26 protein-coding genes are annotated in these 24519 nt (G+C 74.6%); 2 read left to right on the top strand and 24 right to left on the bottom strand.

Annotation, left to right across the window (positions count from 1 at the left end; all coding sequences use genetic code 11):
• Positions 1-45 precede the first annotated feature (45 nt).
• Complete coding sequence (locus tag ACGFZ2_RS22720; protein WP_393263732.1) at positions 46-462, top strand: DNA-binding protein; 417 nt, start codon at positions 46-48, stop codon at positions 460-462.
• Between the two features lie 50 nt (positions 463-512).
• The gene (locus tag ACGFZ2_RS22715) at positions 513-869 is read left to right on the top strand and encodes an MmcQ/YjbR family DNA-binding protein (RefSeq protein WP_357700640.1); all 357 of its coding nucleotides are present in this window, start codon (positions 513-515) and stop codon (positions 867-869) included.
• Positions 870-908: 39 nt separating this feature from the next.
• On the opposite strand, the gene argH is transcribed toward ACGFZ2_RS22715, so the two are convergent.
• The 24 genes from argH to ACGFZ2_RS22595 all read right to left on the bottom strand — a co-directional run bounded on the left by argH (position 909) and on the right by ACGFZ2_RS22595 (position 24518).
• Positions 909-2372: an argininosuccinate lyase gene (gene argH / locus ACGFZ2_RS22710; RefSeq protein WP_350709060.1), complete on the bottom strand. Its 1464-nt coding sequence runs from the start codon at positions 2370-2372 to the stop codon at positions 909-911.
• Between the two features lie 17 nt (positions 2373-2389).
• Positions 2390-3592: an argininosuccinate synthase gene (locus tag ACGFZ2_RS22705; RefSeq protein ID WP_393263736.1), complete on the bottom strand. Its 1203-nt coding sequence runs from the start codon at positions 3590-3592 to the stop codon at positions 2390-2392.
• Positions 3589-4104, bottom strand: coding sequence for an arginine repressor (locus ACGFZ2_RS22700; RefSeq protein ID WP_350708881.1), 516 nt, complete (start codon positions 4102-4104; stop codon positions 3589-3591). Before ACGFZ2_RS22700 ends, ACGFZ2_RS22705 begins: the two co-directional genes overlap by 4 nt.
• A complete protein-coding gene (gene argF / locus ACGFZ2_RS22695) occupies positions 4101-5078 on the bottom strand; it encodes an ornithine carbamoyltransferase (RefSeq protein WP_393456517.1) in 978 nt (325 codons plus the stop codon). Before argF ends, ACGFZ2_RS22700 begins: the two co-directional genes overlap by 4 nt.
• Complete coding sequence (locus ACGFZ2_RS22690; protein WP_357700632.1) at positions 5075-6325, bottom strand: acetylornithine transaminase; 1251 nt, start codon at positions 6323-6325, stop codon at positions 5075-5077. Before ACGFZ2_RS22690 ends, argF begins: the two co-directional genes overlap by 4 nt.
• Positions 6322-7263, bottom strand: a complete 942-nt coding sequence (gene argB / locus ACGFZ2_RS22685; RefSeq protein ID WP_393456513.1) for an acetylglutamate kinase — start codon at positions 7261-7263, stop codon at positions 6322-6324. Before argB ends, ACGFZ2_RS22690 begins: the two co-directional genes overlap by 4 nt.
• Positions 7260-8432, bottom strand: coding sequence for a bifunctional glutamate N-acetyltransferase/amino-acid acetyltransferase ArgJ (gene argJ, locus ACGFZ2_RS22680; protein WP_393456510.1), 1173 nt, complete (start codon positions 8430-8432; stop codon positions 7260-7262). The genes argB and argJ overlap by 4 nt, the downstream gene beginning before the upstream one ends.
• Positions 8429-9430 carry an N-acetyl-gamma-glutamyl-phosphate reductase gene (gene argC / locus ACGFZ2_RS22675; protein ID WP_393456507.1) on the bottom strand — a complete coding sequence of 334 codons (1002 nt, stop codon included), beginning with the start codon at positions 9428-9430 and terminating at the stop codon, positions 8429-8431. The genes argJ and argC overlap by 4 nt, the downstream gene beginning before the upstream one ends.
• Positions 9431-9611: 181 nt before the next feature.
• Positions 9612-12191 (bottom strand): phenylalanine--tRNA ligase subunit beta, encoded by a 2580-nt coding sequence (gene pheT, locus ACGFZ2_RS22670; protein WP_393456504.1) that lies wholly within the window; start codon positions 12189-12191, stop codon positions 9612-9614.
• Positions 12192-12230: 39 nt separating this feature from the next.
• Positions 12231-13331: a phenylalanine--tRNA ligase subunit alpha gene (gene pheS, locus ACGFZ2_RS22665; RefSeq protein WP_393263746.1), complete on the bottom strand. Its 1101-nt coding sequence runs from the start codon at positions 13329-13331 to the stop codon at positions 12231-12233.
• Positions 13332-13550: 219 nt separating this feature from the next.
• Positions 13551-14390, bottom strand: a complete 840-nt coding sequence (locus tag ACGFZ2_RS22660; RefSeq protein WP_393263748.1) for a TrmH family RNA methyltransferase — start codon at positions 14388-14390, stop codon at positions 13551-13553.
• Positions 14391-14422: 32 nt separating this feature from the next.
• On the bottom strand, positions 14423-14815 hold the full coding sequence (gene rplT / locus ACGFZ2_RS22655) for a 50S ribosomal protein L20 (RefSeq protein ID WP_184184750.1): 393 nt from the start codon (positions 14813-14815) through the stop codon (positions 14423-14425).
• Between the two features lie 31 nt (positions 14816-14846).
• Positions 14847-15041, bottom strand: a complete 195-nt coding sequence (gene rpmI, locus ACGFZ2_RS22650; protein ID WP_007458415.1) for a 50S ribosomal protein L35 — start codon at positions 15039-15041, stop codon at positions 14847-14849.
• 19 nt (positions 15042-15060) lie between these two features.
• Complete coding sequence (gene infC, locus ACGFZ2_RS22645; protein WP_357457708.1) at positions 15061-15687, bottom strand: translation initiation factor IF-3; 627 nt, start codon at positions 15685-15687, stop codon at positions 15061-15063.
• Positions 15688-16055: 368 nt separating this feature from the next.
• Positions 16056-16529 (bottom strand): PH domain-containing protein, encoded by a 474-nt coding sequence (locus ACGFZ2_RS22640; RefSeq protein ID WP_393263749.1) that lies wholly within the window; start codon positions 16527-16529, stop codon positions 16056-16058.
• Positions 16526-17560 (bottom strand): DMT family transporter, encoded by a 1035-nt coding sequence (locus ACGFZ2_RS22635; RefSeq protein ID WP_393263750.1) that lies wholly within the window; start codon positions 17558-17560, stop codon positions 16526-16528. Before ACGFZ2_RS22635 ends, ACGFZ2_RS22640 begins: the two co-directional genes overlap by 4 nt.
• On the bottom strand, positions 17557-18402 hold the full coding sequence (hisG, locus tag ACGFZ2_RS22630) for an ATP phosphoribosyltransferase (RefSeq protein ID WP_393263751.1): 846 nt from the start codon (positions 18400-18402) through the stop codon (positions 17557-17559). Before hisG ends, ACGFZ2_RS22635 begins: the two co-directional genes overlap by 4 nt.
• Before the next feature lie 45 nt (positions 18403-18447).
• The gene (locus tag ACGFZ2_RS22625) at positions 18448-18711 is read right to left on the bottom strand and encodes a phosphoribosyl-ATP diphosphatase (RefSeq protein WP_088947482.1); all 264 of its coding nucleotides are present in this window, start codon (positions 18709-18711) and stop codon (positions 18448-18450) included.
• Positions 18712-18849: 138 nt separating this feature from the next.
• A complete protein-coding gene (ribH, locus tag ACGFZ2_RS22620) occupies positions 18850-19347 on the bottom strand; it encodes a 6,7-dimethyl-8-ribityllumazine synthase (protein WP_350708915.1) in 498 nt (165 codons plus the stop codon).
• A 2-nt stretch (positions 19348-19349) separates the two neighbouring features.
• Entirely contained in the window at positions 19350-20615 is a 1266-nt protein-coding gene (locus tag ACGFZ2_RS22615) for a bifunctional 3,4-dihydroxy-2-butanone-4-phosphate synthase/GTP cyclohydrolase II (protein WP_393263752.1), read from the bottom strand.
• Between the two features lie 73 nt (positions 20616-20688).
• Positions 20689-21387 carry a nicotinamide riboside transporter PnuC gene (pnuC, locus tag ACGFZ2_RS22610; RefSeq protein ID WP_357457685.1) on the bottom strand — a complete coding sequence of 233 codons (699 nt, stop codon included), beginning with the start codon at positions 21385-21387 and terminating at the stop codon, positions 20689-20691.
• Positions 21387-22085 (bottom strand): riboflavin synthase, encoded by a 699-nt coding sequence (locus ACGFZ2_RS22605; RefSeq protein WP_393263754.1) that lies wholly within the window; start codon positions 22083-22085, stop codon positions 21387-21389. The genes pnuC and ACGFZ2_RS22605 overlap by 1 nt, the downstream gene beginning before the upstream one ends.
• 1 nt (position 22086) lies before the next feature.
• Entirely contained in the window at positions 22087-23148 is a 1062-nt protein-coding gene (ribD, locus tag ACGFZ2_RS22600; RefSeq protein ID WP_393263756.1) for a bifunctional diaminohydroxyphosphoribosylaminopyrimidine deaminase/5-amino-6-(5-phosphoribosylamino)uracil reductase RibD, read from the bottom strand.
• A 413-nt stretch (positions 23149-23561) separates the two neighbouring features.
• Positions 23562-24518, bottom strand: coding sequence for a response regulator (locus ACGFZ2_RS22595; protein WP_393263758.1), 957 nt, complete (start codon positions 24516-24518; stop codon positions 23562-23564).
• Between the last annotated feature and the right edge of the window lies 1 nt (position 24519).

Here is a 24519-nt window from a genome sequence, read left to right as displayed (position 1 = left end):
CAACTATCCGTTGACAACCAATCGTTGACATGATGGGGTCGGACCATGACCGACTCCTTCACCACACCCGACGCCGGCCGGGCCCGGGCGCACCGCACGTACGACGCGCTGCACCGCATCACCGAGCGGCACGCCGGCACCGAGACGCGCCGCCGCCGCCACACCAACCCCTACGTCCCGGACACCTACGAGGCGGTCGCGCTGGTCACGGCGCTCGCCGCCGGCGGGGCGGAGGTGGAGCCCGGGGAGGAGCGGGTCGACGACGCGGACCTCGTCGCGGCCCTCACCCTCGTGCCGCACCTGCGCGCCGAGGTCGACGCCATGGAGGCGGGGCTGCTGACGCTGGCCCGCGGCCGCGGGCTGACCTGGCAGCAGATCGCGTACGGACTCGGGCTGGGCAGCGCGCAGGCCGCCAAGCAGCGCTTCGAGCGCCTCTCCGCCCGCACCGCCGCCACCGACTGACGCCCCCGATGGGCCAGACTGGGCGCGGGATCGGTGTCGAGGAGGACGCGATGACGCGCGAGGAGATGCTGGCGTACTGCCTGGGCAAGCCGGGCGCCTGGCTGGACCAGCCGTGGGAGGGCGACGAGGTGGTGAAGGTCGGCAGCCGGATCTTCGCCTTCCTCGGCTCCGCCGGCGGCGACGACCCGACGGTCGGGGTGAAGTGCGGCCCGAGCCGGGAGATCGCCGACGAGTGGCTGCACCGGCACCCGGGCGACGCGCGAGCCTCGCCGTACATCGGGCGCTCCGGCTGGAACACGCTGCGCCTTGCCGGCGGGATCGACGACGAGGAGCTGACCGAGGCGGTCGACGCGTCGTACGACGCGGTGGTGGCGAAGCTGCCGAAGCGGGAGCGGCCGACGGCCTGACCCCGCGCGACGCATGTCGCGCCGCGCGGGGTCACGCACTCAGCGCGGCACGACCCGCTCGGCGGCCCACTCCCGCCAGCCGGCCAGCTTGTCCGCGGCGGCGGCGAGCTGGTCGGCGACCGGGCCGGGGCCGGTCGAGCCGGGGGTGGTCCGGGCGGCGAGCGCCGACCGGACCGAGAGCACGTCCCGCACGGACGGGTCGAGGTGCTCGCTGACCGCCGCGAGGTCGGCGTCGGAGACCTCGTCGAGGGCGCAGTCCCGGGCCACGCAGAGCGCCACCAGCTTCCCGGTGATCTCGTGCGCGTCGCGGAACGGCACGCCCCGGCGGACGAGCCAGTCGGCCACCTCGGTGGCCAGCGAGAAGCCCACCGGCGCGGCGGCGACGAGGCGGTCCACCCGGACCGTCATCGTGGAGATCATCCCAGCCAGGGCCGGCAGCAGCAGCTCCAGGGTGTCGACCGCGTCGAAGGCCGGCTCCTTGTCCTCCTGCATGTCCCGGTCGTAGGTCATCGGCAGGCCCTTGAGCATGGTGAGCACGCTCATCAGCCCGCCGACGAGGCGGCCGGACTTGCCCCGGGCCAGCTCGGCGATGTCCGCGTTCTTCTTCTGCGGCATGATCGACGAGCCGGTGGCGAAGGCGTCGTCCAGCTCCACCCAGCCGAACTCCTGCGACGTCCAGAGCACCACCTCCTCGCCGAGGCGGGACAGGTGCACCCCGACCATCGCGGTGACGAAGAGGAACTCGGCGACGAAGTCCCGGTCGGCCACGGCGTCCATGGAGTTGGCGAAGGACGTGCGGAAGCCCAACTCCTTGGAGACGGCCACCGGGTCCAGCGGCAGGCCGGAACCGGCCAGCGCGCCCGCGCCGAGCGGGCTGATCGCCGTGCGGTGGTCCCAGTCGCGCAGCCGTTCCAGGTCGCGCAGCAGCGGCTGCACGTGGGCGAGCAGCCAGTGCCCGAAGGTGACCGGCTGGGCGTGCTGGAGGTGGGTCATCCCCGGCGCGGCGGTGTCCACGTGCCGCCCGGCCTGCTCGACCAGCGCCTCGGCCAGCTCGACCAGGCGCGACGCCACGCCCCGGGCGTGGTCGCGCAGGTAGAGCCGCAGGTCGGTGGCGACCTGGTCGTTGCGGGACCGGCCGGCGCGCAGCTTGCCGCCGAGGCTGCCGAGGCGCTCCAGCAGCCCGCGCTCCAGCGCGGTGTGCACGTCCTCGTCGTCGACGGTGGGGCGGAACTGCCCGGAGGCGCAGGCGGCCTCCAGGTCGTCCAGGGCGGCGAGGATGCGGCCCAGCTCCTCCGGGTCGAGCAGGCCCGCGCCCGCGAGGACCCGGGCGTGCGCCCGGGAACCCGCGATGTCGTACGGGGCGAGGCGCCAGTCGAACTGCACGCTCACCGACAGCCGTGCCAGGGCCTCGGCGGGGCCGCCGGCGAACCGGCCGCCCCAGAGGCTGGTGCGGTTGGTGGCGGCGCTGTTCTCGGTCAGGCTCTTGTCGTCCACGCCGCCCATTGTGGTGCCCACGATCTTCAGCCGCCCAGCCGGGCGTCCCGCGCGGCGGCCATCTTGCTCGGCAGGCCCCAGAGCTGGACGAAGCCCTTGGCCAGGGACTGGTCGAACGTGTCGCCGGTGTCGTAGGTGGCCATGCCGAAGTCGTAGAGGCTGGCCTCGGAGCGCCGGCCGGTGACGGTGGCCCGCCCGCCGTGCAGGACGAGCCGCACCTCGCCGCTGACGTGCCGCTGCGCGTCGTCGATGAACGCGTCCAGGCTGTTCTTCAGCGGGGAGAACCAGAGGCCGTCGTAGACCAGCTCGCCCCAGCGCTGGTCGACGCCGCGCTTGAACCGGGCCAGGTCCCGCTCCACGGTCACCGCCTCCAACTCCTGGTGGGCGGTGATCAGCGCGATCGCGCCCGGCGCCTCGTACACCTCGCGGCTCTTGATACCGACGAGGCGGTCCTCGACCATGTCGAGCCGGCCGACGCCCTGGGCGCCGGCGCGCCGGTTGAGCTCCAGGATCGCCTGGTACGGGGTGACGGTCTCGCCGTCGATCGCCACCGGGACGCCGGCGTCGAAGGTGATCACGACCTCGTCGGCGTCGCGCTCCTGCGCCGGGTCGGCGGTGTACGAGTACAGGTCCTCGACGGGTGCGTTCCAGATGTCCTCCAGGAAGCCCGTCTCGACGGCGCGCCCGAACAGGTTCTGGTCGATGGAGTACGGCGACTTCGCCGACACGTCGATCGGCAGCCCCTTCTCCTCGGCGAAGGCGATCGCCTTGTCCCGCGTCCAGGCGAAGTCCCGGGCCGGCGCGATGATCTTCAGGTCGGGCGCGAGCGCGCCCAGGCCGACCTCGAAGCGGACCTGGTCGTTGCCCTTGCCGGTGCAGCCGTGCGACACGATGGTGCCGCCGTGCTTGCGGGCCGCGGCCACCAGGTGCTTGACGATCAGCGGCCGGGACAGCGCGGAGACCAGCGGGTAGCGGTCCATGTAGAGCGCGTTGGCGCGGATGGCCGGCAGGCAGTACTCGGCGGCGAACTCGTCGCGCGCGTCGACCACCTCGGACTCGACCGCGCCGCAGTCCAGGGCGCGCTGCCGGATGGCGTCGAGGTCCTCGCCGCCCTGCCCGACGTCGACCGCGACCGCGATCACCTCGGCGCCGGTCTGCTCGGCGAGGTACGGGATGGCGACGGAGGTGTCGAGCCCTCCGGAGTAGGCAAGTACGACCCGCTCGGTCATGGTGTGGTGCTCCCTTCAACGTTCTCTTCCCGGCGGGCCCAGCCGGCGAGCTTGTCGCCGAGCGCGGCCCCGCCGACGGCCTCGCGGGCCACGACGAGGATGGTGTCGTCGCCGGCGATGGTGCCGACGACCTCGGGCAGGCCCGCTCGGTCCAACGCGCTGGCCAGGTAGTGGGCTGCGCCCGGCGGGGTGCGCAGCACGGCGATGTTGCCGCTGGAGTCGACCCCGTTGAGCAGCTCCCGCAGCAGCCGGACCAGCCGGGCCGGCGCCGCCTCGGCGTCGCGCAGCGGCCGGTGGCCGTCCTCGGGGATCAGGTAGACGGCCCGCCCGTCGCCGCCGCGTACGGTCACCGCGCCCAGCTCCTTGAGGTCGCGGGACAGGGTGGCCTGGGTGACCTGGATGCCGTCGCCGGCGAGCAGGTCGGCCAGCTCGGTCTGCGAGTGGATCGCCTTGTCGCGGATCAGCTCGACGAGGCGGGCGTGGCGGGCGGCGCGGGTCAGCGGGGCGGTCATGGAGTCTCCCTGGTCGCGGCGGCGCCCGGCGCCGCCGCGTCCGGGGCGGCGGGCGCGGCCCCGAGGAGGAACGTCAGCAGCGCCTTCTGGGCGTGCAGCCGATTCTCCGCCTGGTCGAACACGGCGCTGTGCGGGCCGTCGAGCACCTCGTCGGTGATCTCCTCGCCCCGGTGCGCGGGCAGGCAGTGCAGCACGATCGCGTCGGGCGCGGCGTGGCCCAGCAGCGCGGCGTTGACCTGGTACGGCAGGAAGGGGGTGATCCGGTCCAGGCCGTCCGACTCCTGACCCATCGAGGTCCAGGTGTCGGTGGCGACCACGTCGGCCCCGGCCACCGCAGCGACGGGGTCGGTCAGCGCCTGCACGGAGCCGCCGGTGCCGGCGGCGATCTTCTCGGCCCGGGCGAGCACCTCCGGATCGGGGCCGAAGTTGGCCGGCCCGGCGACCCGCACGTGCATCCCGGCGGTCGCCCCGGCCAGCAGGTACGAGTGGGACAGGTTGTTGGCGGCGTCGCCGACGTAGGCCAGCGTCCGGCCGGCGGTGCCGCCGCAGTGCTCGCGGACCGTGAGCAGGTCGGCCAGGAGCTGGCAGGGGTGGAACCCGTCGGTGAGCGCGTTGACGACCGGCACGGTCGCGGCGGCGGCGACCTCGGCGATCCGGTCGTCGCCGTGCGTGCGCAGCACGATCGCCGCGACGTAGCGGGAGAGGACCCGCCCGGCGTCGCCGAGGGTCTCGCCCCGCCCGAAGTGGGTCACCTGGGTGTCCACCACGAGGGGGTGCCCGCCGAGTTCGGCGATGCCGACGTCGAACGAGAACCGGGTGCGCAGGCTCTGCTTGTCGAACAGCACCGCCACGGACCGGGGGCCGGCCAGCGGCCGGTGCCCGAACCGGTCGGCCTTCATCCGCGCCGCGAGGTCGAGCACGGCCGACTGCTCGGCGGGGGTCAGGTCGTCGTCCCGCAGGAAGTGCCGGATCATGCGCTCGTCTCCGTCGTGGTCGCGGTGGTCGCGGCGGCCGGGCTCTCGCCGGCGGCGGCCGGGGTGGTGCCGGCGGCGGCCGGGGAGGCCGCGTCGAGGGCCGCGGGAAGAGCGGCCAGGAAGGCATCGACCTGGGCGGCGGTCAGGATCAGCGGCGGGGCGAGCCGGACCACGCCGGGCTGCACCGGGTTGACCAGGAAGCCGGTCTCCCGCAGCGCCTCGGCGAGCACCTTCGCCACGGGCGCGGCGAGCACCACGCCGAGCAGCAGGCCCGCGCCGCGTACGCCGTCGACCAGCGGGTGGCCGAGCGCCTCGATGCCCCGGCGCAGCCGCTCGCCGATCCGCTTGACGTGGTCGAGCAGCCCCTCGTGCGCGATGGTGCCCACCACCGCCAGGGCGGCGGCGCAGCTGACCGGGTTGCCGCCGAACGTGGTGCCGTGCATGCCGGGGCCGAGCAGGTCGGCGGCCCGGCCGAAGGCCAGGCAGGCGCCGAGGGGCAGCCCGCCGCCGAGCCCCTTGGCCAGGGTCACCACGTCGGGCTCGACGCCCTCGGCCTGGTGGGCGAACCAGTGCCCGGTGCGGCCGATGCCGGTCTGCACCTCGTCGAGCACCAGCAGCGCGCCGTGCCGGGCGGTGATCCGCCGGGCGGCGGCCAGGTAGCCGGCCGGCGGGACCACGACACCGTTCTCGCCCTGCACCGGCTCCAGGATCACCATGGCCGTGGCGTCGGTGACGGCCGCCTCCAGCGCGGCGACGTCGCCGTAGTCGACGTGGCTGACGTCGCCGGGCAGCGGGCGGAACGGGTCGGCCTTGGCCGGCTGGCCGGTCAGCGCCAGCGCGCCCATGGTCCGCCCGTGGAAGCCGCCCCGGGTGGCGACCACGTGGGTGCGGCCGGTGAGCCGGGACAGCTTGAACGCCGCCTCGTTGGCCTCCGCGCCGGAGTTGGCGAAGAAGACCCGGCCGGACCGGCCGGCCAGGGCCAGCAACAGCTCGGCCAGGGCCACCGGCGGCTCGGCGACGTAGAGGTTGGAGACGTGCCCGAGGGTGGCGACCTGCTTCGACACGGCGGCCACCACGGCCGGGTGGGCGTGGCCGAGGGCGTTGACCGCGATCCCGCCGACCAGGTCGACGTACTCCCGGCCGGCCTCGTCGACCACGACGGCGCCGGAGCCGGAGACGAGGGCCAGCGGCGGCGTGCCGTAGTTGTCCATCATCGACTGCGACCAGCGCTCGACGAGCGTGCTCATGACGGAACCGAACCTTCCTTGTTCGCGACTGCGGGGCTCGCAAGCTCACTCCTCGCGCTCACGACCATCGTTCCGAACCCTTCCGAGGTGAAGACCTCCAGCAACGTGGAGTGGGCGACCCGGCCGTCGACCACGTGCGCGGCGGGCACCCCCTGCCGCACGGCCCGCAGGCAGGCCTCCATCTTGGGCACCATGCCGCTGGACAACGACGGCAGCAGCTTCGCCAGGTCGTCGGTGGTGATCTCGCTGACCAGGCTGCCGGTGTCCGGCCAGTCGGCGTAGAGGCCGGGCACGTCGGTGAGGACGACCAGCTTGCGGGCGTCGAGGGCGACGGCGAGCGCGGCGGCGGCGGTGTCGGCGTTCAGGTTGTGCAGCACGCCGTCGGCGTCCGGCGCGACGGTGGAGATCACCGGGATCCGCCCGGCCGCGATCAGGTCGGTGACCGCCGAGACGTCGACCGACTCGACGTCGCCGACCTGCCCGACGTCGACCGGCTCCCCGTCCACGTAGGCGGGCCGCCGCACGGCGGTGAACAGGCCCGCGTCCTCGCCGGAGAGGCCGACCGCGAACGGGCCGTGCGCGTTGATCAGCCCGACCAGCTCCCGGCCCACCTGGCCGACGAGCACCATCCGGACCACGTCCATCGCCTCCGGGGTGGTGACCCGCAGGCCGCCCCGGAACTCGCTGGCGATGCCGAGCCGGCCGAGCATGGCGGAGATCTGCGGGCCGCCGCCGTGCACCACGACCGGCTTCAGGCCGGCGTAGCGCAGGAAGACCATGTCGGCGGCGAAGGCCCGTTGCAGTTCGGGGTCGACCATGGCGTTGCCGCCGTACTTGACCACGACGGTCGAGCCGGAGAAGCGGGCCAGCCAGGGCAGGGCCTCGATCAGCGTGGCGGCCTTGGCCTGGGCGCGGGTGAGGTCGGTGGTGAGGCTCATGTCGAGTAGGCCGAGTTCTCGTGCACGTACGCGTGGGAGAGGTCGTTGGTCCAGATGGTGGCCTCGGCGTCGCCGGCGTGCAGGTCGATCCGGATGGTGACGTCCCGCCCGGTCAGGTCGACCTTCGACCGGTCCTCGGCGGCGGCGCCGGAGCGGCACACCCAGACGCCGTTGACCGCGACGTCGACCGCGTCCGGCTCGAAGGCGGCGGCGGTGGTGCCGACGGCGGCGAGGATCCGGCCCCAGTTCGGGTCGTTGCCGAACAGCGCGGTCTTGACCAGGTTGTTGCGGGCCACCGACCGCCCCACCTCGACCGCGTCGTCCTCGCTCGCCGCGCCGACCACGTCGACGGCGATCTGCTTGGTGGCGCCCTCGGCGTCGGCGACGAGCTGCTGGGCCAGGTCGTGCGCGGCGGCGGTGACCGCGGCGGTCAGCTCGCCCGGCGTCGGCGCGATGCCGCTCGCGCCGCTGGCCAGCAGCAGCACCGTGTCGTTGGTCGACATGCAGCCGTCGGAGTCGACCCGGTCGAAGGTGACCCGGCACGCCTCGCGCAGCGCGGCGTCGAGGGCCTCCGGCCCGGCCACCGCGTCGGTGGTCAGCACGCAGAGCATGGTGGCCATCGCCGGGGCTAGCATGCCGGCGCCCTTGGCCATGCCGCCGACGGTCCAGCCGCTGCCCCGCGCCACCGTGGTCTTGGGGCGGGTGTCCGTGGTCATGATGGCCTCGGCGGCCGCCGGGCCGCCGTCGCGGGACAGGCCGCGGATCGCGGCGCGTACGCCCGGGAGCAGCTTCTGCATCGGCAGCCGCTCGCCGATCAGGCCGGTCGAGCAGACCGCCACGTCGCTGGCCCCGAGCATCAACCGGGGGCTGGCCGAGGTGAGCGCGGCGGCGGCGTGCTCGGCGGTGGCGTGGGTGTCCTGGAAGCCGGCCGGACCGGTGCACGCGTTGGCCCCGCCCGAGTTGAGCACCACGGCGCGGACGACGCCGCCGCGGACCACCTGCTGGGTCCAGAGCACCGGCGCGGCCTTGACCCGGTTGGCGGTGAACACGGCGGCGACCCCGGCGTCCGGGCCGTCGTTGACGACCAGCGCGACGTCGCTCGCGCCGCTGGACTTGAGTCCGGCGGCCACCCCGGCCGCCCGGAACCCCCGCGGAGTCGTGACACTCATGGTGCGATCCCCCAGACGGACAGGCCCGTCGTCTCCGGCAGGCCGAACATGAGGTTGGCGTTCTGCACGGCCTGGCCGGCGGCGCCCTTGCCGAGGTTGTCCAGCGCGCTGAGCACGATGGTCCGGCGGGTGTCGACGTCGACGGTGGCCTGCAAATGGCAGGAGTTGGAGCCGAGGGTGGCGGCGGTGTGCGGCCAGGTCCCCTCGGGCAGCACGTGCACGAAGGGCGCGTGCGCGTACGCCTCGGCGAGCACCGCCCGCGGGTCCACGCCCCGGGCCGGCACGGCGGTCACGGTGGCCAGGATGCCCCGGGGCATCGGCGCGAGCACCGGGGTGAGCGACAGGCCGGTCGCCCCGGTGGCCTGCTTGATCTCCGGCACGTGCTGGTGGGTGCCGACGCGGTAGGGCGACAGGTCCCCCATCACCTCGCTGCCGAGCAGGTGCGGCTTGGCCGCCTTGCCCGCGCCGGAGGTGCCGGAGGCCGCGACGACCACCACGTCGGCCGGGGCGGCGGCGCCGGCGGCGATCAGCGGGGCGAGCGCGAGGGTGATGGCGGCGGCGTAGCAGCCGGTGTTGGCGACCCGGGTGGCGCCGGCGATCAGCTCCCGCTGGCCGGGCAGCTCGGGCAGGCCGTAGGTCCACTGCCCGGCGTGCGGGCCGCCGTAGTAGTTGGCCCAGGCGTAGGGGTCGGCGAGCCGGTGGTCGGCGCCGAGGTCGACGACGCGGACCTCGGGCGGGAGCTGGGCCGCCAGGGCCGCCGACTGGCCGTGCGGCAGGGCCAGGAAGACCAGGTCCGCGTCGGCCAGTGCCGTCGCGTCCGTCTCGCCGAGGACCAGGTCCAGGCCGGCGAGCTGCGGGTGTACGACGTCGAGCCGGTGCCCGGCCTGGCTGTGCGCGGTGGCGGCGACCAGGTCGAACTCCGGGTGCCCGGCGACCAGGCGGATCAGCTCGCCCCCGGCGTAGCCGCTCGCCCCTGCTACCGCAACTCGGATACCCATACTCACCTCCGCATGACTATGCAGCGAAGGTTAGCAGCGATGATCGGCGGCTGCAAGTTCATACAGACTTCTGTATGCGCATGATGAGCGGCGCGTCCGGGCACGGGAGACCGGGACGGAGCCGGACACGGGGACGGCCCCCGCCCGGCGAAACCGGACGGGGGCCGTCGACGTCCAGGCGTCAGGCGCCGCGCAGGGTGGCGCCGCAGCGTTCCGCGGCCCGGGCGACCGCCGCGTCCCGCGCGGCCACCGCCTCCTCCACGGTCAGCGTCCGGTCGGGGGCCCGGAAGGTGAGCTTGTACGCCAGCGACTTCCGGCCCGCCCCGAGCTGCTCGGAGGCGTACACGTCGAACAGGCGCACCCCCTCCAGCAACTCGCCGGCGCCCTCGACCAGGGCGCGCTGCACCTGCGCCGCCGGGACCGACTCGTCGACCACCAGCGCCACGTCGATCAACGCCGGCGGGAAGCCGGAGACGACCGGCCCGGACGCCACCGGGGCCGCCGGCAACGCGTCCAGGTCCAGCTCCAGGGCGCTGGTCCGCCGGGGCAGCTCCAGCGCCGCCACGACCGCCGGGTGCAGCTCGCCGGCGTGCCCGACCACCGTTCCGTCGACCAGCAGCTCCGCGCAGCGGCCGGGGTGCCACGGCGCGTACTCGGCGGCCCGGACCTCGACCCGGTGCGCGGGAATGTCGGCGGCGGCGAGCACGTCCCGGCCGGCCTCCACGGCGTCCGCCCAGCCGGCCGCCCGGCCCGCGCCCCACCAGCCGGCCGGCTCGATGTCGCCGGTCAGCACGACGGCGACGTGCCGGGGCTGGTCGGGCACCACGGCGTCGGCGGCGGCGAACTCCTCGTCGCTGGGTCGCCGGTCCACGCCCATCGCCGGCGGGCGGCCGGCGCCGGGACGCGGGTGGAAGACCGCGCCGATCTCGTACAGGGCGAGGTCGCGCTGGCCCCGGCCGAGATTGCGCTTCACGATGCCGAGCAGCGGGCCGAGGAGCGTGGTGCGCAGCAGCGGCTCCTCCTCCGACAGCGGGTTGGCCAGCCGTACCGCCTGCCGGCGGGGGTCGCCCTCGGGCAGGCCGAGCTGGTCGGCCAGCTCCGGGGCGACGAACGGGTGCGCCAGCACCTCCACGTACCCGCGCTCGGCGAGCGACCGGGCCACGGCCCGGCGGCGACGCTGCTGCCAGGTCAGGCCGCGGCCGGGCGGCGCCGTCGGCAGCACCGACGGCACCCGGTCGTACCCGTCGAGGCGGACCACCTCCTCGACCAGGTCCGCCGGGTCGGTCAGGTCGGGCCGCCAGGTCGGCGGGGTGACGGTGAGCGCCGCGCCGTCGCCGGCGGCGACGCCGACCTCGCCCGGGTCCTCGCCGAGCCGGTCGGCGCCCTGGGCGACGGTGCAGCCGACCTGCTCCAGCAGGGCCACCACCCGCGCCGGCGGGTAGGTCACGCCGATCCGCCGGGTCGGCAGGTCGACCGGCAGGACCACCGGGGTACGCGGCCGGACGTGGTCGATGTCGAGGATCTCGTCCCCGGCCGTGCCGCCCGCGTGCTCGGTGAGCAGCCGGACCGCCCGCGCGATGGCGACCAGCGGCAGGGCCGGGTCGACGCCCCGCTCCCACCGCTTCGCCGCCTCGCTGAACAGCCTGTGCCGGCGGGCCGTGCGCCCCACCATCACCGGGTCCCAGTGGGCGGCCTCGAAGAGCACGTTCGTCGTCCCCGCGACGACCTCGCTGGTCTCGCCGCCCATCACGGCGGCGAGCGAGATCGGGACGCCGGCGCCCTCGCCCACGAGGGGGTTCGGAAGCCCGGCGTCGCAGATCACCATGTCCTCGGGCGCGAGCGCGCGGGTCACCCCGTCCAGCGTGGTCAGCTTCTCCCCCGCCTCGGCGCGGCGGACCACCAGCGGCCCGGCGATCCGGTCGGCGTCGAAGGCGTGCATCGGCTGGCCCAGTTCCAGCATCACGTAGTTGGTGATGTCGACCGGCAGCGAGATGCTGCGGATGCCGGCGACGGTGAGCCGCCGCTGCATCCAGCCGGGGGTGGCCGCCGTCGGGTCGACGCCGCGCACGAGGCGGGCGGCGAAGCGGTCGCAGCCGACCGTGTCCCGCACCTCGACCGGGTACGCCGGGGCCTCCGTGCCGCCGGGAGCGGGCGCCAGGCCCGGGTCGCGGAACGGCACGCCGAGGGTGTGCGACAGCTCGCGGGCGAGGCCACGCAGGCTCATCGCGTACCCCCGGTCGGGGGTGATCTCCAGCTCGACCACGACGTCGTCGAGCCCGACGACCGGCCGCGCGTCGTCGCCCGGCTTGGCCGGGGTGTCCTCGGGCAGCACGATGATGCCCGAGTGGTCGTCGCCGAGGCCCAGCTCCTTCGCGGAGCAGATCATGCCGTTGGAGTTGCGCCCGTAGGTCTTGCGCGCGCCGATGGCGAAGCCGCCGGGCAGCACGCCGCCGGGCAGGATGACCACGACCCGGTCGCCCGGGGCGAAGTTGCGGGCCCCGCAGACGATCTCCTGCGGCTCGCCGGTGCCGTTGGCGTCCCCGACGTCGACGCGGCAGAACCGGATCGGCTTCTTGAAGCCGGTCAGCTCCTCGATCTCCCGGACCTCACCGACCACCAGCTGACCGGTGACGGTCTCCCGCAGGTCCACGACGGACTCGACCTCGATGCCGAGGTCGACCAGGGCCTGCTCCAGGTCGCCGGCGGGCAGGTCGGCGGGGAGGTCGACGTACTCCCGCAGCCAACTGACAGAAACTCGCATGACTCAGACCACCGTCTCCGTAACTCGTACCCGCATCGCCTACGCCCCGGCCCCGAACGCGCGGGTGAACCGCACGTCGCCCTCGGCCATGTCCCGCATGTCGCTGACCCCGTGCCGGAACATCACCGTCCGGTCGATGCCCATGCCGAACGCGAATCCCGAGTAGACCTCGGGGTCGATGCCGCAGGCGCGCAGCACCCGCGGGTTGACCATGCCGCAGCCGCCCCACTCGACCCAGCGCGGGCCGTCGCGGTGCTCCGGGAACCAGACGTCGAACTCCGCCGACGGCTCCGTGAACGGGAAGTAGTGCGGCCGGAAGCGGGTCTTCGCGCCCTCGCCGAACATCGCCCGGGCGAAGTGGTCCAGGGTGCCGCGCAGGTGCGCCATAGTGATGCCCTTGTCCACCACCAGGCCCTCCACCTGGTGGAAGACCGGGGCGTGGGTGGCGTCCAGCTCGTCGGTGCGGTAGACCCGCCCCGGCACGATCACGTAGATCGGCGGCTTGCGGGTCAGCATGGTGCGCGCCTGCACCGGCGAGGTGTGGGTGCGCAGGACAAGGCCGGAACCCGCCGGCTCGCCGGCCGTCCCGGCGGTGCCGTCGGCGGGTGCGATGTGGAAGGTGTCCATCAGGCCGCGGGCCGGGTGGTCGGCCGGGATGTTGAGCGCGTCGAAGTTGGTCCACTCCAGCTCGACCTCGGGCCCCTCGGCCACCTCGTAGCCCATCCCGACGAACAGGTCACTGATCTGCTCCATCAGGGTGCTGATCGGGTGCCGGGCACCCCGGGGCCGCCGGTCGTGGGGCAGCGTCACGTCGACGCGCTCCTCCACCAGCACCCGCTCCGCCTGTTCCCGCTCCAGGACCTCCTGGCGGGCGGCGTAGGCGGCCTCGACGGCGCGGCGGGCCTCGTTGACCCGCTTGCCGGCGTCGGACTTCGCGGCCGGCGGCAGCGCGCCGATCTCCCGGCGTGCCAGCGACACCGGGGACCGGTCGCCGAGGTGCGCCGGACGCAGCGCGGTCAGCGCGTCCGGGTCACCGGCCTCGGCGAACGCCTTCTCGGCGGCGGCGACAGCCTCGGCCAGGGCGGCCGGGTCGAGCAGGGCGACCTGCTTCGGGTCGTACGGATCGTTGCGGTAGCTCATGGCGTACGGGCACTCCCTCACGGCGGCGCCAGCCCTCACGGGGGCGGCGAAGCGAGTCTACGGACGCGCGGCTGTGCCGCAGCCCGCCGGTGGGAGTTGCGCGGAAAGCAGGTCAGGCCCGCCGCCCGCCGACACCGGCGGGCTGGCTAAACGAACGCCGTGGCGCGTTCACGGGCGGATGCTCTCCTCTGCTGGGTGCCTCGCGGGACCGGTGTCCGGTCACCGCTGCGCTCTCGCTGAAGCGTACAGGCAGACGGCGGCGGCCGCAGCCAGGTTCAGGCTCTCGGCGCGCCCGTGCAGCGGCACCCGGACGCGGGCGTCGGCGGCGCCGGTGAGCGCCTCCGGCAGGCCGTGCGCCTCGGAGCCGAACAGCCAGGCGGTGGGGGCGGCGAGCCGGCCGGCGTCGGCGAGGTCGTCGAGGTCGTCCTCGCCGTAGCCGGTGGTGGCGAGCACGGTGAGGCCGGCGGCGCGCAGCGCGGCGACCACGTCCAGCGGGTCGGGCGCGCGGACCACGTCGACGTGGAAGAGGCTGCCGGCCGAGGCCCGGACGCACTTGCCGTTGTACGGGTCGACGGCGTCGCCGGCGAAGACGACCGCGCCGGCCCCGGCGGCGTCGGCGGTGCGCAGCACGGTGCCGGCGTTGCCCGGGTCGCGGATCTCGGCGAGCACCGCGACGAGGCGGGGCCCGCCGGCCAGGGCCCGCTCCAGGGGCACGTCGAGGTGCCGGCAGACGGCGACCAGGCCCTGCGGGGCGACGGTCTCGGCGAGGGCGGCCAGGGCCTCGTCGGTCACCTCGGAGACCGGCACGTCGGCGCGGGCGGCGCCGGCGGCCAGGTCGGCGTGCCGGTCGAGGGCGGTGGGCGTACCGAAGAGTTCGGTGACCACCCCCGGGCGGGCCAGGGCCTCGCGGACCGCCTGCGGCCCCTCGGCGAGGAACCGGCCGGTGGCCTCGCGGTCCCGCCGGCGCTGGAGCCGGCGGGCGGCGACCACCCTGGGGGTACGCGGGGTGAAGGGGCCGGAGACAGCGTCGAGGCGTCTCCCGCGCGATGGTGACTGCATGGGAGACGCCTCGATCTGCTGGTGCGCGGGGATCAGGCGGCCTGGGCCGCCGCGCCGCCGGTGCCCTCGGCCGTGACCGCGGCCCGGGCCAGCTCGACGATCGCCGCGAACGCGGCGGCGTCGTTGACGGCCAGGTCGGCCAGGATCTTGCGGTCGACCTCGATGCCGGCCAGGCGCAGGCCCTGGATCAGGCGGTTGTAGGTCATCCCGTTGGCGCGGGCGCCCGCGTTGATCCGCTGGATCCACAGCTGCCGGAAGTCGCCCTTGCGGTCGCGACGGTCCCGGTAGGCGTACTGCATCGAGTGCAGCACCTGCTCCTTGGCCTTGCGGTAGAGGCGGGAGCGCTGACCGCGGTAGCCGCTCGCGGTCTCCAGCAGGGTACGGCGCTTCTTCTGGGCGTTCACAGCCCGCTTGACGCGTGCCATCTCAACTCCTTCTTACGTCAGGTGGCGCGCGTCAGCGGCCGAGCAGCTTCTTGATGCGCTTGACATCGGCCTTGGCCAGCACGACGGTGCCGGTCAGCCGACGGGTCTGGGTGGAGGGCTTCTTCTCCAGGTTGTGCCGGAGGCCGGCCTGCTGGGCAACGATCTTGCCCTTGCCGGTCACCTTGACCCGCTTGCCCATCCCCGTGTGGCTCTTCATCTTCGGCATGTGGAACGTCTCTCCCCTGTTACTCGCCGCTGGTTTCGGCGACTGTGCCGGTGTCACCGGCCGCTGCGGTCTCGCCGGCCGGGGCGGCGCCCTCGGCTTCCCGCTCCCGCGGCCCGCCCCGGGCGGCCGTCGCGGCGACTGCGGCGGCCTTCGTGGCGCGGTGCGGCGCAAGCACCATGATCATGTTTCGGCCGTCCTGCTTCGGCGCGGCCTCGACGTACCCCAGCTCCGAGATCTCCGACTCGAGCCGGCGCAGGAGCCGGTAACCCAGCTCCGGGCGGCTCTGCTCGCGACCGCGGAACATGATCGTCACCTTGACCTTGTCGCCGGCCTTGAGGAACCGCACCACGTGACCCTTCTTGGTCTCGTAGTCGTGCGGGTCGATCTTCGGCCGGAGCTTCATCTCCTTGATGACGGTCTGCTGCTGGTTACGCCGCGCTTCGCGCGCCTTCAGTGCGCTCTCGTACTTGAACTTGCCGAAGTCCATGAGCTTGCACACCGGAGGGCGCGCCATCGGCGCAACCTCGACCAGGTCCAGGTCTACGTCCGCGGCCAGCTGAAGGGCGCGCTCCAGCGGGACGATGCCCACCTGCTCACCCTCGGGGCCGACCAGTCGGACCTCACGTGCCCGGATCTGCTCGTTCACGCGTGGTTCGACGCTGATGGGGCCTCCTCGAGTCAAAGTCTCCTGCGTGGCCGACCCCGCGGCTCCCGGATGGGAGCCGACCCGGAAAGCAGAAGGCCCCGGCGCATGCCAGGGCCCGCTCGACCGGTCGGCACAATCACATGATCGCGCATCCGGCGCCGGGACGTGCCCGGAACCGGTGACCGGACCCGGCCACCGTGGCGGCGACTCGGGTGGGAGCAGGCGCTCCTCTTTCATGGCTGTCTGGTCACGGGCGACTTGCTCGCACGCGGAGACAGCCTGGTCGACTCGACAACACTACACCCTCGCCCGAGCGCCCCCAAACCGGGCACCCCCGGGGGCGGGCCAGCGGCCTCGCCGGCGGCGGCTCAGCGGCCGGTCGCGCCCTCGGCGAGGCGGGCCTGGTGCGCCTGGTGCAGCCGGCGCAGCGCGCGGACCCCCTCGACGGCCAGCTCCTTGTCGGCGGCCTGCAGGGCGACCATCGGCAGCAGATCGTCGTCGTGCAGCTCCAGGCTCGCCCAGGGCGCGCCCCGGTCGAAGCGGACCCCGCGGACGACCTCCCACGGCAGCTCGTACGAGCCGAGGACGTTGCGCACGCGCACACCGCGCCCGTCCGCCTCCACCCGGGGCCGGGTGAAGAGCAGGAAGCCGAGGGCACCGAACACGCCGAGACCGACCATCGCGACCTGGTCGCCGCGTTGGAAGCTGCCGTAGCCGTTGCCGGTTGCCCCGGTCAGCGAGGTGGCCACCAGGCTGAACACCACGAGGAGCACGGCCGCCGAGGTCCAGCAGACCACCCGGATGCGGCGCGGGCGGAGGCGGATCGTCTCGGTTTCACTCACCCCACCAGTCTGCCACCCGCTCCGGGCCGCTCGTCCGCCGCCACACGGGCGGACGGCACCTCGGCGCGGGTACGCGACCGGGCGGAGCCCCAACCGGCGATCAGCGCGGCCAGCAGGGTCAGCAGCGCGCCGGCGAGCACCGGCAGCCGGACGCCCGGCCCGCCCGGCACCAGCGCGTCCAGCAGCAGGGCGCCGCCCAGTTGCCCGGCGACCAACGCCAGGCCGGTACGCAGCACCCCGATCGCGGGCACCCCGACCACCAGGCTCGCCACGATGACCACGCCGAGCAGGCCGCCGGTGTAGAGGTACCAGGCGTCCGGCCAGGTCGGGGCCGGGCCGGTCAGGACGCCGGCCAGCGCCGCGACGAGCAGCACCACCGGCGTGGCGGTGGCGAAGTTGACCGCGACCCCGGCGACGGCCGAGCCGGCGGCGGAGACCCGTGCGTTCAGCGCGGACTGGAGCGCGACGGCCACCCCGCCGGCCACGGCCAGCAGCACCAGCCCGAGGGCGAGGTCGCCGACGGGCCGGCCGAGCTGGGCCAGCGCCACGGCGGTCACGCCCAGCAGGGCGCCGGCCACCCGCGCCGGGGTGAGCGCCAGTCGCCCGACCGGCGCCAGCCCCGCCCGGTCCACGGCCAGCCCGCCGAGGCTGCCGCCGGCCACCTGCGCGATGGTGAAGACCGCCACCCCGAGCACCGGGACGATGTACGCGCCGAGCAGCACGATGGCCGCCCCGCCGAGCCCGCCCAGGTACGCCCACCAGGGCAGCCGGGCCCGGCGCAACGCGACCAGGCCGGCGCGTGCCGAGGGCAGGGCCAGCACCCCGACGCCGATCAGCAGCGTCCCGCCGAGGTTGTTGACCACCGCGCCCAGGGTGGCGTTGCCGGCCCGCTCGCCCAGCTCGGCGTTGGCCACGCCCTGCGCCGCCGAGGCGAACCCGGCGAGGGTGACCACCACCATGGCCGCCCACGGCGGCAGGACGCGCGGCACCGGCCGGGCCGGGATGCCCGCCGCCGCGGGTGGGCCGCTCACAGCCGGCAGGCGTGGATGTTGGTGACGAGGATCGCGCGGGCGCCGAGCTCGTAGAGCTCGTCCATGATCCGGTGCACGTCGTCGCTGAGCACCATCGCCTGCACGGCCACCCAGCCCTCGCGGTGCAGCGGGGAGACGGTCGGCGACTCGATGCCCGGGGTCAGCGAGCTGGCCCGGTCCAGCAGGCCGGCCGGCACGTCGTACGCGAGCATCACGTAGCGGCGGGCCACCAGGACGCCGTGCAGGCGGCGCAGCAGCTGCTCCGACTGCGGGTGCGCCGGCGCGCCGGTGCGGCGGACGAGCACCGCCGAGGAGCGCAGCAGCGGCTCGCCGAAGACCACCAGGCCGGCCTGGCGCAGCGTGGTGCCGGTCTCCACCACGTCGGCGACCACGTCGGCGACGCCGAGCCGGATGGCGTTCTCCACGGCCCCGTCCAGGCGGATCACGTCGGCCTTCACGCCCAGCTCGGCCAGGTGCCGCTCGACCAGCCCCGGGTACGCGGTGGCGATCCGGTGCCCGCCCAGCTCCCGTACGTCGTCGACGTCCTCGGGGCGGGCGGCGAAGCGGAAGGTGGCCCGGCCGAAGTCGAGGTCCACCACCTCCTCGGCCGGCGCGCCGGAGTCGATCAGCAGGTCGCGGCCGGTGATCCCGACGTCGAGGTCGCCGGAGCCGACGTAGGTGGCGATGTCCTTGGGCCGCAGGTAGAAGAACTCGATGTCGTTGGCCTCGTCCCGGCAGACGAGGTCCTTGGGGTCGGTGCGCTGGCGGTAGCCCGCCTCGCGCAGCATCTGGGCGGCCTTCTCGGCCAGGGCGCCCTTGTTGGGTACGGCGACACGCAGCATGACGGAGTGCTCCTTCGATCGGATCTGATCAACGTCGGGGCGCACTCACAGATGTCGGTAGACGTCCTTCAGGTCGAGGCCGCTGGCCAGCATCAGCACCTGGACCTGGTAGAGCAGCTGGGAGATCTCCTCGGCGGTCCGCTCCGGCCCCTCGTGCTCGGCGGCCATCCACGACTCGGCCGCCTCCTCGACGACCTTCTTGCCGATGAAGTGCACGCCCTTCTCGAGCGCGGCGACCGTGCCCGAGCCAGGGGTGCCGGCGGCGGCCTTGGCCTGCAGCTCGGCGAACAACTCCTCGAACGTCTTCACGCCGCGATTCTTCCAGCCGCCCGCCGAGGTCTCGTGCTCCGGGTCCGGCCGCGTCGTCTTCCCCACCGCATCCTCCCGAGGGGTGGGACGGCCCACGCCGGTCGATCGACCCGGCCGCCCCACCGCCGGCCCCGGCGCTCAGCCGCCGAAGCCGACCCGGTGGCCGCTGGTGGCAATGCCCCGGATGGCGAGGGCGGCGTCGAGCGCGGCGACCGTGGCCGCCCAGCCCTTGTCCTCCGCCGAGCCGGGCAGCCCCGCCCGGTCCCGGGCCTGCTCGATCGTGTCCACGGTGAGGACGCCGTGCGCCACCGGCTTGCCCTCGTCCAGCGCGACCCGGGTCAGCCCGTCGGTCACCGAGCGGCAGACGTAGTCGAAGTGGGCGGTGGTGCCCCGGACCACCACGCCGAGCGCGACCACCACGTCGCAACGGCGCGCGAGGGCCTGGGCCACCACGGGCAGCTCGACCGAGCCGGCCACCCGGGCGGTCACCGCGCGGGCCCCGCACGCCTCGGCGGCGGCGACCGCCCGGTCGAGCATGTGGTCGGTCAGCTCCCCGTGCCACCGCGCGGCAACCACGCCGACCGTCATTCCGGCGGCGTCCACCGCCGTCACGCCCGGCTCCCCGAAACCTGCCATGTCTACGCTCCGATCTCGTCGCCGGGGACCGGCCGGCCCATCGGGGCCTCGGTGACCTCGTCCAGCTCGTCCAGCAGGTGCCCCATCCGGTCCCGCTTGGTGCGCAGGTAGCGCACGTTCTCCGGGTGCGGCCGCACCGGCAGCCCCTCGCGGCCGGTGACGGTCAGCCCGTAGCCCTCCAGGCCGGCCCGCTTGGCCGGGTTGTTGGTGAGCAGCCGCATCGAGCGCACCCCGATGTCGTAGAGGACCTGCGCGCCGGTGCCGTAGTCCCGGGCGTCGGCCGGCAGGCCCAGGTCGAGGTTGGCGTCCACGGTGTCCCGGCCCTGGTCCTGGAGCTGGTACGCCTGGAGCTTGTGCAGCAGGCCGATGCCGCGCCCCTCGTGGCCGCGCACGTAGAGCACCACGCCGCGCCCCTCCTCGGCGACCCGGTCCAGGGCCGCGTCGAGCTGGGGGCCGCAGTCGCAGCGCACCGAGCCGAAGACGTCGCCGGTGAGGCACTCGGAGTGCACCCGCACCAGCACGTCCCGCCCGTCGCCGATCTCGCCCATGACCAGGGCGACGTGCTCGGCCGAGTCGTGCTCGCTGCGGTAGCCCAGCGCCCGGAACACCCCGTGCCGGGTCGGCATCCGGGCCTCGGCGACCAGCTCGACCTGCTTCTCGGTGCGCCGCCGGTACGCGACCAGGTCGGCGATGGTGACCAGGGTCAGCGCGTGCTCGGCGCAGAACTTCTCCAGGTCCGGCAGCCGCATCATGGTGCCGTCGTCGTTGACCAGCTCGCAGAGCACGCCGGCGGGGCGCAGCCCGGCCAGCCGGGTCAGGTCGACGGCGGCCTCGGTGTGCCCGGGCCGGCGCAGCACGCCGCCCTCCCGGGCGCGCAGCGGCACCACGTGCCCGGGGCGGGCCAGGTCGGTCGGGCCGGTGCCGGGGTCGGCGAGCAGCCGGATGGTGTGCGACCGGTCGGCGGCGGAGATGCCGGTGCTGACCCCCTCCCGGGCGTCCACGGTCACCGTGTAGGCGGTGCCCCGCCGATCCTGGTTGGTGTGGTGCATCGGCGGAAGGTCCAGCCGGTCGCACTCGCTCTCGGTCAGCGGCACGCAGATGTAGCCGGACGTCCACCGCACCATGAACGCGAGCAGCTCCGGCGTCGCCAACTCGGCCGCGAAGATCAGGTCGCCCTCGTTCTCCCGGTCGGCGTCGTCGACCACGACGACGGGCCGGCCGGCGGCGATGTCCGCCACCGCCTGCTCGATGCTCCCAAAGGTGGTCATGCCGGCACTCCGCTTCGCTCCGCGCCGCCATGACGCATCACACTGAGCCTTCTGATTCGCTCGCTACGCTCGCTCATGCCACGGCCTCCGAGTAGGTCTGCGGGATCGGGGCGGGCGCCGGGCGGGCGACCCGCGAGGTGCGCCACCAGGCGACGACGCCCCAGGCGCAGAAGGCGCCGTAGACGAGGTACATGGCCGCCGAGGGGTAGAACCCACCGCGTAGCAGCAGCGGCACGCCGACGGCGTCGACGGCGATCCAGACCAGCCAGAAGTCCACCCAGCCGCGGGCCATGCCGTAGGTGGCCAGCAGGCTGCCGGTGAGGATCCAGGCGTCCGGCAGCGGGCCCCAGGAGCCCAGCGCGGCGAGCACCGGGTAGAACGCGGCGGTGCCGAGGACGGCGGCGGCCAGCAGGCCCAGCCGCTCCCGGCCGGTGGCCCAGCGGGGCGCCACGGCGGCCTGGTCGTCGTCGCCGCCGTGGCGGCGGTTGCGCGACCAGCGCCACCAGCCGTAGAGGCTGACCGCGAAGAAGAAGACCTGCCGGCCGGCCTGCCCGTAGAGGTCGTGCGCCTGCGGCGTGGCGAAGACCCCGCCCAGGAACACGGTGAACAGCAGCGCGTTGCCGATCATGCCGACGGGCCAGGCCCAGACCACCCGGCGCAGGCCGAACAGGGCCGAGGCCAGCCCGAAGCCGTTGCCGACGATCTCCCGGACCAGCACCGGCGAGCCGCCGATGCTCAGCTGCGCGTCGAGCAGCCACCCGAGCGGGCCCATCAGGCCGCCCCGCCCGCCGCGGCGGCGTCCGGCAGGCCGGCGACCGGGGCGCCCGTGCCCGGGAGCCCGCCGGGCGGGCCGGCCTCGGGGCGGCCGGGGTCGGCCAGCCGGGCGCCGAGCAGCCGCTCGACGTACTTGGCGAGGACGTCCACCTCGAGGTTGACCGGGTCGCCGACGCCCCGCGCGCCGAGGGTGGTCAGCTTCAGCGTGGTCGGGATCAGCCCGACGGCGAACCAGTCCGGGCCGACGTCGGCCACGGTCAACGAGACGCCGTCGACGGTGATCGAGCCCTTCTCCACCACGTACCGGGCCAGGGCGGCGGGCAGGCGGAACCGGACGGTCTCCCACTGCGCGGCCGGCTCCCGGGCGAGCACCTCGCCGACGCCGTCGACGTGGCCCTGCACCAGGTGCCCGCCGAGGCGGCTGCCGAGCGCGGCGGCCCGCTCCAGGTTGACCGGGTCGCCGGCCCGCAGCCCGCCCAGCGCGGAGCGGCGCAGCGTCTCCCCCATCACGTCCGCCGTGAAGACCCCGTCGACGGCGTCCACCACGGTCAGGCAGACGCCGTTGACCGCGATCGAGTCGCCGTGCCGGGCGTCGGAGGTGACCAGCGGGCCGCGGACCGCGACCAGCGCCGAGTCACCCGCCGTCGGAGTGATCCGGACGACCTCACCCAACTCCTCGACGATGCCGGTGAACATGTCAGCCCTCCCTCTTCCGGGGCAGCGCGGTGATCCGCAGGTCCGGTCCGACCTGCGTGACGTCGACGTACTCCAGGTCGATGGCCTCGGCGATGGTGGTCACACCGGCGTCCACCAGGGCGGTCGGGCCGGCGCCGAGCAGCCGGGGCGCGACGTAGCCGACGATCTTGTCGACCAGGCCGGCGGCGAGGAAGGCGCCGGCCAGCGTGGGGCCCCCCTCCAGCAGCGCCGCCCGGACCCCGCGCCCGTGCAGCGCGGCGAGCAGCGCCGGCAGGTCGACCCGACCGTCGGGCCCGACGCCGACCTCCGCGGCGGTGGCGACCCACGTCCGGGCCGCGCCGTCGCGGACCCGGGCGTCGACCGGCGTACGCCCCGCCGAGTCCACCACCACGCGCAGCGGCTGCCGGATGCTGAGGGTGCCGTCGCGCAGGTTGCGGGCGGTGAGCCGGGGATCGTCGGTGAGCACCGTGCCCACCCCGGCGATCACCGCGTCGACGGTGCCGCGCAGCGCGTGCACGTCCATCCGGGCCGCCTCGGAGGTGATCCACATGCTGGTGCCGTCGGCCGCCGCCGACCGGCCGTCCAGCGTGGCGGCGAACTTCCAGATCACGTACGGCCAGCCGCGGCGCATCGAGGTGAGCCAGGCGATGTTGCCGGCCTCGGCCTCCACCTCGCGTACCCCCAGGTCCACCTGGACCCCGGCGGCGCGCAGCGTGGCGGCCCCGCCGGAGGCGACCGGATTGGGGTCGGGCACGGCGATGACCACCCGGGCGACGCCGGCCTGGACCAGCGCGGTGCTGCAGGGACCGGTGCGGCCGGTGTGGTCGCAGGGTTCGAGGGTGACCACGGCGGTGCCGCCGCGGGCGCGCTCCCCCGCCTGGGCGAGCGCGACGATCTCGGCGTGCGGCCCGCCGGCGTAGGCGTGGAACCCCTCGCCGACGACCTGGCCGTCGACGTCCAGCAGCACGCAGCCGACCACGGGGTTGGGGCTGGTCGTGCCGAGACCGCGCGCGGCGAGTTCGACCGCGCGACGCATCGCCTCGTCGACGGAGACGCCCCCCATTGCCCTGCCCTCTCATTCGCCGGTCGGCGCGCGGGCGGGTCACGGGAGGCAACGGCACGGGCCGCGGGCGTGCGGCGGCGGAGGTCCGGGTACGGCGGAGCCGACCCGGGGGGCGCGCACGGCACGCTGAGGTCAGCGGCCGGGCAGGGCCCGTCCGTCCCGCGCGCTGTCTCCCATCCGGACTGTCTGGGCGCGGTTTCCCGCCCCCAACCGTCGGCCCCGGATTCTCACCAGGTCCACCGGGCGGCACGAGGCCGACCGGGTCGCGGGCTTACCACGGTCACGCCGTGGATCACCGCCGGTTCGGAATTACACCGAGTCCCGCCAGCGCGTGGTGGGTACACCGGCAGTCTTACACGCCCGACGGGGGGTGGCGCCACCGAGGCGAGCTACTTCACAGCGGGAATACGCGGTCACGTCACCCCGCGTCGCCGGTCCACCGCCACGTACGAGCCGGGCTGGCTCTTGGCCACCGTCTTCATCTCGGAGGCGACCGCGATCGCTTCGAGGGGGTCGGTGAACCGCTTGTTGGCGTCGGAGATGGAGACGCCGATGGAGAGGGTGACCAGGGCGGCGCGCCGGATGTTGCCCCGCCGGTCCTTCAGCTCCACGTAGCCGCGGGCGGCGTCGGCGGGGTCGTAGAGCGAGTCGGCGGCCTTCTCGAAGTCGGCGGACACCCGCGAGGTGAGCGGACGCACCTGCTCCGGCGTGCAGACGATGACGAAGTCGTCGCCGCCGACGTGGCCGAGGAAGGCCGGCGGCAGCCCCACCGAGACCACCGCCCGGTGCAGGCTGCGCGCCAGGGCCGAGATGAAGTCGTCGCCGCGCACGAAGCCGTACCGGTCGTTGACGCTCTTGAACCGGTCGATGTCGATGTAGCCGACGGCGTAGTCGACGCCGCTGCGGACCCGGTCGGAGATCTCCCGGCGGATCCGGCTGTTGCCGGGCAGCCCGGTCAGCGGGGAGACCTCGCGGAACTCCTTGTTGCGCCGCAGCGTCGAGCTGACCCGGGCCACCAGCTCCGCCGTGTCGAAGGGCTTGACCAGGTAGTCGTCGGCGCCGGCGCTGAGCCCGTGCACCTTGTCCACCGTCATGCCCTTGGCGGTCAGCATGATCACCGGCAGCGCCGAGGTCATCGGGTCGGCCCGCAGCCGCCGGGTCAGCTCCAGCCCGTCGATGCGCGGCATCATCAGGTCGACCACGGCCAGGTCGGGGCGCTGGCGCTCGATCACCTCGAGCGCCTCCTGCCCGTCGCCGGCGTGGATCACCTCGAAGCCGTGCAGCCGCAGGTTGAACTCGACGAAGCGCGCGATGTCCTCGTCGTCGTCGACGACGAGGATGATGTCCTTGCGGTCGCCGGCGGGCTCCACG

Origin of the sequence: Micromonospora sp. NPDC048063 (genome assembly GCF_043202855.1) — a bacterium.
In the GTDB taxonomy this organism is placed as follows: Bacteria; Actinomycetota; Actinomycetes; order Mycobacteriales; family Micromonosporaceae; genus Micromonospora.
This window is presented reverse-complemented; position numbering and strand designations above follow the sequence as displayed.